Annotated in this window: 12 protein-coding genes; 3 read left to right on the top strand and 9 right to left on the bottom strand. The window is 71.4% G+C overall.

Translation table 11 applies throughout. From position 1 onward, the window contains the following. Positions 1-481: 481 nt before the first annotated feature. The 6 genes from ACIBSV_RS45420 to gatC form a co-directional block, all read right to left on the bottom strand. Positions 482-3427, bottom strand: a complete 2946-nt coding sequence (locus tag ACIBSV_RS45420; RefSeq protein WP_395873393.1) for a helix-turn-helix transcriptional regulator — start codon at positions 3425-3427, stop codon at positions 482-484. Between the two features lie 101 nt (positions 3428-3528). Continuing rightward, a complete protein-coding gene (locus ACIBSV_RS45425) occupies positions 3529-3831 on the bottom strand; it encodes a hypothetical protein (protein WP_395873394.1) in 303 nt (100 codons plus the stop codon). Positions 3832-4159: 328 nt separating this feature from the next. After that, positions 4160-5644 carry an Asp-tRNA(Asn)/Glu-tRNA(Gln) amidotransferase subunit GatB gene (gatB, locus tag ACIBSV_RS45430; RefSeq protein ID WP_395873464.1) on the bottom strand — a complete coding sequence of 495 codons (1485 nt, stop codon included), beginning with the start codon at positions 5642-5644 and terminating at the stop codon, positions 4160-4162. Positions 5645-5658: 14 nt separating this feature from the next. Then, positions 5659-5895, bottom strand: coding sequence for a hypothetical protein (locus ACIBSV_RS45435; RefSeq protein ID WP_395873396.1), 237 nt, complete (start codon positions 5893-5895; stop codon positions 5659-5661). A 17-nt stretch (positions 5896-5912) separates the two neighbouring features. Continuing rightward, on the bottom strand, positions 5913-7406 hold the full coding sequence (gatA, locus tag ACIBSV_RS45440) for an Asp-tRNA(Asn)/Glu-tRNA(Gln) amidotransferase subunit GatA (protein WP_395873397.1): 1494 nt from the start codon (positions 7404-7406) through the stop codon (positions 5913-5915). Between the two features lie 5 nt (positions 7407-7411). Continuing rightward, entirely contained in the window at positions 7412-7708 is a 297-nt protein-coding gene (gatC, locus tag ACIBSV_RS45445; protein ID WP_395873398.1) for an Asp-tRNA(Asn)/Glu-tRNA(Gln) amidotransferase subunit GatC, read from the bottom strand. Between the two features lie 337 nt (positions 7709-8045). Here gatC and ACIBSV_RS45450 point away from each other — a divergent pair, with 337 nt between their 5' ends. The 3 genes from ACIBSV_RS45450 (at position 8046) to ACIBSV_RS45460 (ending at position 11065) form a co-directional block, all read left to right on the top strand. After that, on the top strand, positions 8046-8966 hold the full coding sequence (locus ACIBSV_RS45450; protein ID WP_395873399.1) for an alpha/beta fold hydrolase: 921 nt from the start codon (positions 8046-8048) through the stop codon (positions 8964-8966). Between the two features lie 213 nt (positions 8967-9179). Beyond that, positions 9180-10127 carry a LysR family transcriptional regulator gene (locus ACIBSV_RS45455; protein WP_395873400.1) on the top strand — a complete coding sequence of 316 codons (948 nt, stop codon included), beginning with the start codon at positions 9180-9182 and terminating at the stop codon, positions 10125-10127. A 68-nt stretch (positions 10128-10195) separates the two neighbouring features. Then, entirely contained in the window at positions 10196-11065 is an 870-nt protein-coding gene (locus ACIBSV_RS45460) for a serine hydrolase (protein ID WP_395873465.1), read from the top strand. 44 nt (positions 11066-11109) lie between these two features. Here ACIBSV_RS45460 and ACIBSV_RS45465 read toward each other — a convergent pair whose 3' ends face one another. The 3 genes from ACIBSV_RS45465 to ACIBSV_RS45475 are packed head-to-tail and all read right to left on the bottom strand — an operon-like array spanning position 11110 to position 12599. Then, positions 11110-11388: a type II toxin-antitoxin system RelE/ParE family toxin gene (locus ACIBSV_RS45465; protein WP_395873401.1), complete on the bottom strand. Its 279-nt coding sequence runs from the start codon at positions 11386-11388 to the stop codon at positions 11110-11112. A 6-nt stretch (positions 11389-11394) separates the two neighbouring features. Further along, entirely contained in the window at positions 11395-11676 is a 282-nt protein-coding gene (locus tag ACIBSV_RS45470; protein WP_395873402.1) for a type II toxin-antitoxin system Phd/YefM family antitoxin, read from the bottom strand. Between the two features lie 53 nt (positions 11677-11729). Beyond that, positions 11730-12599 carry a TetR/AcrR family transcriptional regulator gene (locus ACIBSV_RS45475; RefSeq protein ID WP_395873403.1) on the bottom strand — a complete coding sequence of 290 codons (870 nt, stop codon included), beginning with the start codon at positions 12597-12599 and terminating at the stop codon, positions 11730-11732. Between the last annotated feature and the right edge of the window lie 49 nt (positions 12600-12648).

Genomic DNA, 12648 nt, shown 5'->3' on the forward strand with positions numbered 1-12648 from the left:
CACCCAAGTGATCGACGCGCGAAGCGCGGAGAGCGGCGGAGCCGCAAGTTTTGACTTCGTGGCCCGGAGCGAAGCGGAGGGACACGAAGTCACGAGCGAGGCGCCGCTTTTTTGCGGAGGAGCGAAGCGGGGGAGCAAAAAAGCGGCGCCTCGCGAGCCGGCGACGAAGTCGCCCAACAAACAGCAACGCCGCGGAACACGACTCTGCCCAGCCCACCACGCCCGCCCCCGCGACCCCCGCAACCTGGCCCGGCCTCACCCACGACCCCCACACACCCACCGACCCGCCCCCGCGACCCCCGCACCCCGACCCGGCCTCACCCACGACCCCCACACACCCACCAACCCACCCCACGACCCCCGCACCCCAGCCGTGCCGAGCCCGCCCCGTGTGCCGTGCCGAGCCCACCCCGTCTCCCCCGCCGAGCCCACCCCGTCTCCCCCGCCGACGGCAACGCCGCCCCACCCCACCCCCACGAATTCACCCGTCCACCAAATGCAGCCGATGTGCCACCGCTGCCGCTTCCCCCCGGCCGGTGACCTCGAGCTTGGCGAGGATGTTGGAGACGTGGACGCTGGCTGTCTTGACGCTGATGTAGAGCTCTTCGGCGATCTGGCGGTTGCTGCGGCCGTCGGCGACCAGTCGCAGGACGTCGATCTCGCGTGGGGTGAGGGTCGGCAGCGGGGTGCCGGGGTCGCCCTGGGGGCTCGGGGCCATCCGGGCGCGGCGAGTGAGCAGGTCGATGACCTCGCGCAGGGCCTTGGCGTCCAGGCGGACGGCCACCTCGGCGGCGGTGGCCAGCGGCGTCGCCGCGGCGTCGCGGTCGCCGGCGGCGAGCAGCGCCTCGGCGTGCCGGAATTGCGCCCAGGCCGTGCGATAGGGCTGCTCGGTCAGCTCCCAGGAGCACACCACCCGGCCCCACTGCTCGGCGTCGTCGGTGCCCGCCGCGCGGGCCAGTTCGGCCTTGACCAGCCCCGCGTACGCCGCGTCGAGCACGCAGTCGACCGCGAGCGAATCCGCCATCGCCGCGATCCGGTCGGCGATGTCCTGGCGGGTCCTGAGCTCGGATTCGCGAGGGCGCACGGTCGAGGTGCGCGCGTCCGCCTCGTTCCCGGCCGCGTCGGCGAGCAGTTGCCACATGTACCGCTGGTGGCCCGGCGGACAGCCAACCCCCTCCAGTGCCGCCACCAGCGCCTCGCGGGACTCGTCCAGTCGCCCCTGGGCCTCGGCCACCCGGATCTCGGCCCGCGCCAGCGGGATCCCGTACTGCGCCTCGACGTAGCGCGATCCCGCGGCCAGTCGGGACCGCTTCAGGTGCGCGGTCGCACCCCGTACGTCACCCCGGGCCAGACACAGGTCGACCAGTTGCAGTTCGAGGTGGCGGGTGGTCTGCGGCCCGGGGTCGAGGTCGAGGGTCTTCTCCACCAGCGTCTCCAGGTCGGCCCAGTCGCCGGCCGAGAGCAGCGACTCGGCGAGGTTGCCCAGCGCGAACGAGCCGGAGGTGCGGGTGAGCCCGCGCTCGGCGGCGAGTTCCATCGCGCGCCGCGCGGCCACCGCGCTCTCCCGGTGCCGGCCCAACCCCTCCAGCAGCGATGCCTTGTTGCTCAGGATGTGCACCAGGCTGTCCGGCTCGCGGCTGCTGATCGCGCCCTGCTCGGCCAGCTCGAGCTGTGCCATGCCCTCCTCGATCCGGCCGATCTGCACCAGACCGCACGCGAGGGTCTTGCGTGCCTCGGCCTCGATGTCGGGGCTGGCCACGGTGCGCGCACGCTCCAGCGCCACCATCGCCTCGGCGATCGCCTCGTCGCCCTCGCCGTCGAGCATCCGGTCCCGCGCGATGTGCGCGAGCACCCGGGCCTGCTCCATCGACGGCGGCAGGCCCTCCAGGATCTCCTTGGCCCGGCGCAGCTCCGGCATGCCCGACGAGCGACACAGGTTGCGCAGGCCCTGGGCCTTCTCCCGCCACAGGAACGCGGCCAACTCCGGCTCGGCGACCGGGTCCACCAACTCGATCGCGCGCTTGCAGAAGTGGATGGTCAACTCGCGCTCGCTGCCCAGCCGGGCCGCGGTGACCGCCTCCATGTAGATGTCGAGCAGCCGTCGACCGCTCAGCTCCTCCGGGTCGGGCACCTGTTCCCACAACAGCAGCGCGCGCTCCAGGAGCCGGGTGCGCTCGTCGAAGGCGTACCTCTCCCGCGCCGCCTCGGCCGCCGCGAGCACCGCCGGCAGCGCCTTGACCGCGTTGCCGGCGTGGAACCAGTACGTGGCGATCCGACCGCGCAACTCGTCGGCGGCCACCAGGTCCGGACAGCGCTCCAGCGCCTCGGCGAAGGTCGCGTACAGCCGGACCCGCTCCCCCGGCATCAGGTCCTCGCGAATCGCGGTGCGCACCAGCGCGTGCCGGAACTGGAACTCGTCCCCGATGGGCACCAGTACGTGTGCGGAAACCGCCGTGCGCAGCGCCTCCTCCAGGCGGTCCGGGTCGAGCCAGGACACCTCGGTGAGCAGCCGGTGGCCGACGGTGACCCCCCCGATCGCCGCCAGTCGGATCACCTTCTGGGTGTCCTCGGACAACTCCTCGATCCGGATCAGCAACAAATCCCGCAAAGTATCCGAAATACCCGTGAGTTGCCCATCCCGAATGGAACAGGCGAGCTCCTCGACGAAGAACGCGTTCCCCTCGGACTTCTGAAAGATCTGGCGAATCAGGCGGCGCGGCGGATCCTCGCGCAGGATGCCGCGCAACTGGTCGCCGACCTGGGCGCGGGTGAGCCGGGCCAGGTCTATTCGGGCCACGTTGTGCACCCGGTCCAACTCGGCCAGGAAGGACCGCAGCGGATGCCGCCGCCCGACCGCGTCGGCCCGATACGTCCCGACGATCAGGATCCGGCCGGTACGCAGCAGCCGGAACAGGAAGCCGAGCAGTTCGCGCGTGGACGAGTCGGCCCAGTGCAGGTCCTCGATCGCGATCACGAGGGTGCGGTCGCCGCCGAGCCGCTCCAGCAGACCGAGCATCAGCTCGAACAGCCGGACCCGGTCGAACTCGCCGTCGCGCGCGATCGTGCCCGGCGCGAGGTCGGGCAGCAGCCACGCGAGATCGCGCTCGCGGCCGGCCACGGCCTCGGCCAACTCGGGGCCGATCCGGCGGGAGAGCGTGCGCAGCGCGGCGGAGATGGGCGCGAACGGCAGACTCTCCGCGCCCAACTCCAGACAACCACCGACGGTGGTCACCGCGCCCTGCGCCTCCGCACGCTCCAGGAACTCCTGGAGCAGGCGCGTCTTGCCGACGCCGGCCTCGCCCCCGACGAGCACCACGCCCGGCGTGCCCTCGTCGGCTTCGCGCAAAGCCGTGAGGAACCGCGCCATTTCCACTGACCGGCCTACGAACACGGGAGAAACAGAAGTACTCGCCACAGTGCCGAGCATGTCATGTCCCGCCGGTGCGCAGCCGGGGATTTCTCGCCCGGCGAAACCCGTTTGCGCAGGTCAACCAAGGGGTTTCAGTGGGCGTGTCCGGCGTCACGTACTCACCGGGCGTGCAGGTGGAGGCTTCCGATGCTCCACCCGAATACGCCGCGATCGGAACTGAGACCGCCGGCACCTTGGCCGCTTCGCCGCTCTTCGCGCCGGGCCACCCGCGCGGCCTTGGCCGCACGCCGACCCGCCTTCAGCGCCTCACGGACCATCCGGTCGTGGTCGGCGGTCGCCCGCAGCTCGCGCTCACGGGCCTGGAACAGTTCGTACTCCAACATGGTGTCGACCTCCTGGTCACCGAACCGGTCGCTCCGGCTCGTGGTACGAGCCTCGCGTCCCAGGGGGCCTTCGGGCATCGGTCGGATGCCGCATCCGAGTCGCTCACCTCGTCCACAGCCGATCTAAGGCGTCCGAGAAGAACCCGATAAGGGGGTCGAACAGACCTAGGGAGAACCCCGGCCGAACATCGCCCGGTACCTACGGACACCCCGGCACGCCCCCACGTCCGACGACACACACGCCAAAGGGCCCCCGATCGCAACGCGACCGAAGGCCCTCCTCGACGAACCACGAACCACGAACCACGAACAACAAACGGAGAACGGAGAACGGCGAACGACGAACACGTCGAACACAACGAACCCGCCGAACCCGCCGAACCGCCGAACCGCCGAACACGACGGGTCAGGACACGCCCAGGCGCTCCAGGATCAGCTCCCGTACCCGAGCCGCGTCGGCCTGCCCGCGCGTGGTCTTCATGACCGCGCCGACCAGGGCCCCGACCGCCTGCACCTTGCCCCCGCGGATCTTGTCGGCGATGCCCGCGTTGGCCGCGATCGCCTCGTCCACGGCCGCGCCGAGCGCCGAGTCGTCGGAGACGACCTTGAGCCCGCGCGCCTCGACCACCGCGTCCGGCTCGCCCTCGCCGGCCAGCACGCCGTCGATCACCTGGCGGGCCAGCTTGTCGTTCAGCTCGCCGCCCTTGACCAGCGCGGCCACCCGCGCGACCTGGGCCGCCGTGATCGGCAGCGTGGCCACCTCGACCCCGCGCTCGTTGGCCCGCCGGGACAGCTCGCCCAGCCACCACTTGCGCGCCGCGTCCGAGTCGGCCCCGGCGTCGATCGTGGCCAGGATCACGTCCAGGACACCCGCGTTGACCATCGACTGCATCTCGAAGTCGTTGACGCCCCACTCGGCCTGGAGCCGGGCGCGGCGCAGCGACGGCAGCTCGGGCAGCGTGCAGCGCAGTTCCTCGACCCACTCGCGCGAGGGCGCCACCGGCACCAGGTCGGGCTCCGGGAAGTACCGGTAGTCCTCGGCCTCTTCCTTGATCCGACCGGCGGTGGTGCTGCCGTCGTCCTCGTGGAAGTGCCGGGTCTCCTGCACGATGGTGCCGCCGTCGGTGAGCACCGTGGCGTGCCGCTGGATCTCGAACCGGATGGCCCGCTCGACCGAACGCAGCGAGTTGACGTTCTTGGTCTCGCTGCGGGTGCCGAACTTCTCCCGGCCCTTCGGGCGCAGCGACAGGTTCGCGTCGCAGCGCATCTGGCCGAGTTCCATCCGGGCCTCGGACACCCCGAGCGCGCGGATCAGCTCGCGCAGCTCGGCCACGTACGCCTTGGCCACCAGCGGGGCCAGCTCGCCCGCGCCCTCGATCGGCTTGGTGACGATCTCGATCAGCGGGATGCCGCACCGGTTGTAGTCGAGCAGCGAGTAGTCCGCGCCGTGGATGCGACCGGTCGCGCCGCCCATGTGCAGCGACTTGCCGGTGTCCTCCTCCATGTGCGCGCGCTCGATCTCCACCCGCCAGGTCTTGCCCTCGACCTGGACGTCGAGGTACCCGTCGAACGCGATCGGCTCGTCGTACTGCGAGGTCTGGAAGTTCTTCGGCATGTCCGGATAGAAGTAGTTCTTCCGGGCGAAGCGGCACCACTCGGCGATGTTGCAGTTGAGCGCGAGGCCGATCCGGATCGCCGACTCGACCGCGACCGCGTTGACCACGGGCAGCGCGCCGGGCATGCCCAGACAGGTCGGACAGACCTGGCTGTTGGGCTCCGCGCCGAACTCGGTCGAGCAGCCGCAGAACATCTTGGTCGCGGTGCCCAGCTCGACGTGGACCTCCAGGCCCATCACCGGGTCGTAGGTCTCCAGCGCGTCCTCGTAGGACATCAGGCTGGTGGTACTCACAGGGCGTCGGCCTCCGTCAGCTCTTCCTCGACCTCGCGCATCGCGCGGATCAGCAGCGCGAAGCCGGTGACCACGGCGGCGGCGCTGATCACCGCGTCGGCCAGCTCCAGCTTGTCGTTCTTGCCGCGGGCCTCCTTGATCTGCTTGAGCACGCCGATGGCGCCGAAGAGCTGCATGCCGACGCTGAAGACCTTGGCGACGTTGCTCTTGGGGGCTTTCTTCTTCTTGGCCATATCGACTCCTCGGAAAGTCAGAGCGCGGGTGCGCGGTCGAGCAGCGGGGCACCCCAGCGGGACAGGTAGGCGGCCTCCACGGCGGCGCCCACCCGGTACAGCCGATCGTCGGCCATGGCCGGCGCGATGATCTGGAGGCCGACCGGCAGGCCGTCCTCGTCCGCGAGGCCGCACGGCAGCGACATCGCGGCGTTGCCCGCGAGGTTGGACGGAATGGTGCACAGGTCCGCGAGGTACATCGCCATCGGGTCGTCCGCACGCTCGCCGATCGGGAACGCGGTGGTCGGCGTGGTCGGCGAGATCAGCACGTCCACCTGCCCGAACGCGGCCTCGAAGTCACGCGTGATGAGCGTGCGGACCTTTTGTGCCTGGCCGTAGTAGGCGTCGTAGTAACCGGACGACAGCGCGTACGTACCGAGCATGATCCGGCGCTTGACCTCGGCGCCGAAGCCGGCCTCGCGAGTGAGCGACATGACCTCCTCGGCCGAGTGTTCGCCGTCGTCGCCGACCCGCAGCCCGTAGCGCATCGCGTCGAAGCGGGCCAGGTTGGACGACGCCTCGGAGGGCGCGATCAGGTAGTACGCGGGCATCGCGTAGGTGAAGTTCGGGCAGGAGATCTCGACGATCTCCGCGCCGAGTTCGCGCAGCAGCTCGACCGCGTCGGCGAAGCGCGCCAGCACGCCCGCCTGATAGCCCTCGCCGCCGAACTCCTTGACCACGCCGATCCGCAGGCCGCGGACGCTGCCGCTGCGCGCGGCCTCGACCACGTTCGGCACCGGCGCGTCGATCGAGGTCGAGTCGAGCGGGTCGTGCCCGGCGATCGCCTCGTGCAGCAGCGCGGCGTCGAGCACCGTGCGCGCGCACGGGCCGCCCTGGTCGAGCGAGGACGAGAAGGCCACCAGGCCGTAGCGGGAGACGCCGCCGTAGGTGGGCTTGACGCCGACCGTGCCGGTGAGCGCGGCGGGCTGGCGGATCGAGCCGCCGGTGTCCGTGCCGATCGCCAGCGGCGCCTGGAAGGACGCGATGGCGGCGGCCGAGCCACCGCCGGAGCCGCCCGGGACCCGGGTCGGATCCCACGGGTTGCCGGTCGGGCCGTACGCGGAGTTCTCGGTGGAGGAGCCCATCGCGAACTCGTCCATGTTGGTCTTGCCGAGGATGACCACGCCCGCGTCCTTGAGCCGGCGGGTCAACGTCGCGTCGTACGGCGGCTTCCAGCCCTCGAGCATCTTCGACCCGCAGGTGGTCGGCACGCCCTTGGTGGTGAACACGTCCTTGAGCGCGAGCGGCACACCGGCCAGCGGGCCGAGCTTGTCGCCGCGCGCGCGGGCGTCGTCGACGGCCTTGGCGGCGGCGAGCGCGCCGTCCGCGTCCACGTGCAGGAACGCGTGCACCTTGGCGTCGACGGCCTCGATGCGGTCCAGGTGGGCCTGGGCGACCTCGACGGCGGTGACCTTGCCGTCGGCGATGGCGGAGGCGGTCTCGGCCGCGGTCCAGCGAATGGTCTCGGTCATGGCCGTCACTCCTCTCCCAGGATGCGGGGCACCCGGAAACGCTGCTCTTCGGCGGCCGGCGCACCGGACAGCGCCTCCTCGGCGGTGAGCCCGGGGCGGATGACGTCCGGCCGCATGACGTTGGTCAGCGGCAGCGGGTGCGAGGTCGGCGGGATGTCGTCGGCTGCGACCTCGGCGACGCGGGCGACCGCGCCGATGATGTCGTCGAGCTGCGCGGCGAGGTGATCAAGCTCCTCGGCCCCGAGCTCCAGCCGCGACAGCCGGGCGAGGTGGGCGACCTCCTCGCGCGTGATGCCAGGCATGCAGCGGGTTCCTTCGGTTTGACGGGTGTGATGCAGGCCAGTCTATTGGCCCGATGGCCGACATCGGCGCGGCCCGCCGGCGCCTCGCGACCCGCCCGCCGGCCCCGAGCCGGCGGTACCCCGGGTGCGAATAATTCCGGCCGGATGGCACATCTCGTCGAACAACCCGGAAGTAACTTCACTCAAATGCCAACTTCCGTTACCGACTGGGTAAGAGAACCTTGCGAAGCCACTCTCCGGTCTGCGTCCCCCCGCGTCGATCGGCCCTTCGCACAACTCTTGGGCCCGGCGTCCGAGAGCGCGCTCGTCAAGGACTCGGGGCTTGGGAGGGGACACGATGGCCGCCATCGTGCTGGTACACGGGATCGCGCAGGAATACAGGTCGGCCCACACACTCGAGGAGGAGTGGGTCCCACGTCTGGCCCGGGGAGTGAAGGCAGCGGGGTTTCCCGAGGTCGCGGACCGGCTGTGGAAGTACCGCCACACCCGTCGCGGAATCGACGCGCGGATGGCGTTCTATGGTGACCTGCTCCGCCGGCACCCGTCGCAGGGCGAGATGATCGACGAGGACATCCAGCACGAGGTGACCGCGCGCATAGGTCGCGAATGGCTGGATCGCGCCGCGGTTCGCGGCTCGGTCCCGCCGGAACGACAGCGTGCGGCACGGGAGATCGCCCGCCTGGAGGGCGGGCCGGGGGAGACGGGGCGCACCGTCGTGCTCTCCCCCACTTGCGGACTGGCCGGGCTGCGCTGGTTCGCCGCCGACGGCCCGGGCTCGGCCGGCGGCTTCGTGAACAAGGCGCTGACCCAGCTCACCCGCTACCTGACGGATGATCAGACCCGCAATCGGGTGCTGGATCGGGTCGGCGCCGAGATCGGCTTCGACACCAAGGTGGTGATCGGGCACTCGCTCGGTGCGGTGGTCGCCTACGAACTCGCGCACCGGCTGCGCAGACCACTGCCGCTGTTGATCACGCTCGGGTCGCCGCTGGGCCCGGACACCGTCGTCGACTCGTGGGTGCGACCGCAGCCCGCGCAGCCGCCGGCGTTCGTGGAGAACTGGGTGAACCTGGCCGACCGCGACGACCTCGTGGCGGCCGATCCCACCCTGTCACGGATGTTCCCGGTTCCCGCGGAGGGCGGGCCGGTGCTGCGTGGTGGATACACGGGCGAACACGGCGCGGAGCCGCACAAGGCCTGTTTCTACCTCCAGCGGCGCGAGATAGGTCGAAGTGTGGGGTTGGCCTTCGGAACCTGACGTCGGCGCAGGACGCGGGGCCCGGTCGCACGACGCAGGGCTCGTTCGGGACGGATCCGAGCGGGCCCCGCGTTGTGTCGGCCGAAGCGGCTCGGCGTCGGATCGGCGCCGCCCACCGGTCGGGTCGGTACCGCCCTCGGGCGCGAGTCGCCCGCCCGCTCCGGGATCGTGATCGGGCCGGGAGCGATAGTCGGACGGCTATCATCGCCGGCCATGGACCTGCTCCGACATCTCCGGTACTTCCGGACCGTCGCGGAGGAAGGACATGTCGGCCGGGCCGCCGAGCGCCTGCGCATGGCTCAGCCGTCGTTGTCCCAGCGGATCCAGCGGCTGGAGCGCGAACTCGGCGTGCGCCTGTTCGACCGGAACAGCCGAGGCGTCGTGCTGACCCCGGCGGGCCGGGTCGTGCTGGCCGAGGCGGGCGAGCTGCTCGGCGCCGCCGACCGGCTCGGTGCCGCGGTGGCCGGGCTGCGCGGTGGGACCACCGGTGCGATCCGCGCGGCGGTCCCGCCCGATCTCGGTGGTGCGGCGGTCGCGGCGATCCTGACCGGCTTCCGAGAGCGTTCGCCGGGCGGCGCTTTGGAGTTGCGCGAGCTGACCACCACCCGGCAGTTGCGCGAGTTGGCGGCCGGCACCCTGGACGTCGGCGTGGTCCGGCATCCGTGCGCGGTGGCCGACCTGGAGGTGGGCCCGATGCTGCGTCAACCGCTCGGCGTGCTGTTGGCCGCCGACGATCCGCTCGCGACCCCGACCGAGGTCGCGCTCGCCGACCTGACGGGGTGTGAGTTGGTGCTGTTCCCGCGAGAGTTCGCCCCGGCGCTGTACGACGAGACGCTGACCGCGTGTGCCCGACACGGGTGTACGCCGGCGGTCGTGCACGACGTGCCCGGCGGCGACTTCGCCCGGGCCCTGGTGTTGTCCGGCGCGGCGGTGGCGCTGGTCCCGCAGACCGCGCCCGAGCCGGGCACGGTGTGGCGCCCGTTGGCGGGCGGGCCGCTCGCGTGGCGGACCTCGACGGCGTGGCCGCGGGGCACCGACGGGCCGGCCGTACGCGCGTTCGCCGAGACCGCGCACGCGGCGCTGCGGCGGCATGCCGGTGTCCTGGCCGATCATCCCGGGCGGCCGCTCTTTCCGCGTCCGGCCTCGGAGTTCCCGCTGTGACCCGGCCCGGATCCGCGCCTGGCTCGCACGGCTCGCACGGCGGCCGACGGCGTGCCGCGCGGGCTCGGATCGCCGACGCGTTCGCCGACGCGGGGGTGAGCGGTGTGCTGCACGCGGTCGACATCGACACCGGCGCCGAAGTCGATCTGGGCGCGGACACGCTGTACAGCACGGCGAGCCTGCACAAGCTGTGTCTGGTCACCACGCTGTTCCGGGAGGCGGCGGCCGGTCGGGTCGAGCTGACCGAGCGGATCGAGCTGCCCGCGGGCGCGGCGCGCAGTCCGGGCGGTACCGGCGTGGCCGCGATGCTGGACCCGGTCACCATGTCGCTGCGCGACCTCGCGTCGCTCGCGGTCGCGGTGAGCGACAACGCGGCGGCCGACGCGTTGTGGGACACCCTGGGCCTGGACACGGTCAACGCGACGATGCTCGAACTGGGCCTGACCCGCACGGTGGCGATCGAGCCCCTGCGCGAGATGTACGCCGGTCTGCGGGCGGACGCGGGGCCGGGCGGCCCGGCCGCGCTGGTCGACCCGACCGTGGTGGCCCGGCTGCGGGCGCTGGACCCGAGCCGGTCCAACCGGGGTACGCCGCGTGACCTGACCCGGTTGCTGGGCGCGATCTGGCGGGACGAGGCGTGTACCGGCGAATACGGGGTGGGGCTGCGGCGGGTGCTCGGCCTTCAGGCGTGGTCGCATCGGATGGCGTCCGGCTTCCCGTTCGACGACGTGCGGGTGTCCGGGAAGACCGGGACGTTGCCCACGCTGCGGCACGAGGCGGGGGTGGTCGAGTATCCGGACGGCGGCCGGTACGCGATCGCGATCTGCACCCGGTCCGCCGACACGTCCGCGGCACTCCCGGCCGCCGACGCGGTGATCGGAACGGCCGCCAGGATGGCGGTGGACGCACTCCGGCTGGCGCCTCGCGAGGTCGCCTGAGCCGGTTGTCGCCACCACGGGCCGTGACGCGGCTTCGGGCCGCCCTACCGGCCGCGGTAGACGTCGCGGCGATTGCCGACGACCATTACCCATACGATCAGTTGGCCATGTTCGACGGTGTACACGACCCGGTAGTCCCCGACGCGGAGACGCCATCGCGAACTGTGCCCCTGTAGGGCTTTGATGTCGAAGGCCGCGGTGTCCCCCTCGTCCATCGCCCTCTGCAGTTCCGTCAGGCGATGGAGGATCCGCACGGCGTCGGGACGGGGAATCTTGAGCAGATCCCGCTGGGCATGCGGGGTGAACCGCGTGACGTAACCCATGCGGAATCAGCCCTGTTGGGCCCGGAGCAGGGCGGCCATCTCCTCGAGGGAAACCGACCCTTCGACGCCCTCGGATTCCGACTCGTCCGCCAGCGTGTTGAGCCAGGAGTCCTCGACTCGGTCCGCGAGCTGCCGCAGGCGTTGGTACTCGTGGATATCGATCACGATGGCCTCCTCCCTCCCCCGTCGCGTGATGATCGTCGGCGTCTCGTCCCGCCGAGCGCGATCGAGGACGTCCGCGAGGTGGCTGCGGACCTCGGCCATGGAGGCAATCACGGGCTCACTCATGTCACAAATGTATCAGATGTACATGCAGTACATGACGAACCCGTCTCGCGAGGTCAGATGCCCAGGCGGGTGGCGAGGCCGTCGAGGATGCAGTCGAGGGCGGTTTCGAATTGCCAGCGCGGATCGTCCTTGCGCCGGGCGGCCCCGAGGTACGCGTGGAAGGTGGGGTAGCGGCCCGTCTTCATCAGGTAGGTCATCTCCGGGGCGAGCTGCGTTCGCAGTGCGTGGCCGTCGGCCGCGCCCCGCACCTCCATCAGCCGCCGGGTGGCCACCTCGGAGGCGGTGCGGCCCTGAACGAACGCACCGACCGTGTCCACCGCGACCATCAACTCGTCCGGCGGAAGGTCGAGTTCGGCCAGTGCGGCCATCCCCCACTCGACCACCGCCAGCCGGTTCGGGGTGAGCGAGATCGCCGCGCGCGCCGACGGCAACAGCACCAGCCACGGATGCCGCAGGACGATGTCGCGGGTGTTCGTCGCGAGCGTCCGCAGCGTCGCCCGCCAGCCCGCGCCGGTCTCGGGCGCGGGCAGTTCGCCGTAGACCCGGTCGACCATCAGCTCCAACAGGTCGTCCTTGCCCGACACGTACCGATAGGCCGCCATCGGCGCGACGCCCAGTTCGGTCGCCAGTCGCCGCATCGTCACCGCGTCGATGCCCTCGGCGTCGGCGATCCCGACCGCGACCTCGGCGATCCGCGCCGGGGTGAGCACGGTGCGCGGCGCGGGACTCGGGTTCTCCAGCCGTTCCCACAGCGAGACCCGGGGTTCGCCGCCCGCGTCCGACGCCGTGTCCGACCCTGCCTCCGGCCCCGCTTCGGCCGGTGCCGCCTTCTTCTTCTGCCCGGCCATGAGCGCGGTCCTCCCGAAGTGCGTGGACGCGGCGATACGGCGGATGCCGCGGATGCACTGCCGCTGTGCGTACAACGTATCAAGAGTGGACGTCGTACACCCTCATGTGTACGTTGTATTTCAA

It is taken from the genome of Embleya sp. NPDC050154, from assembly GCF_044460165.1.
Lineage (GTDB): Bacteria > Actinomycetota > Actinomycetes > Streptomycetales > Streptomycetaceae > Embleya.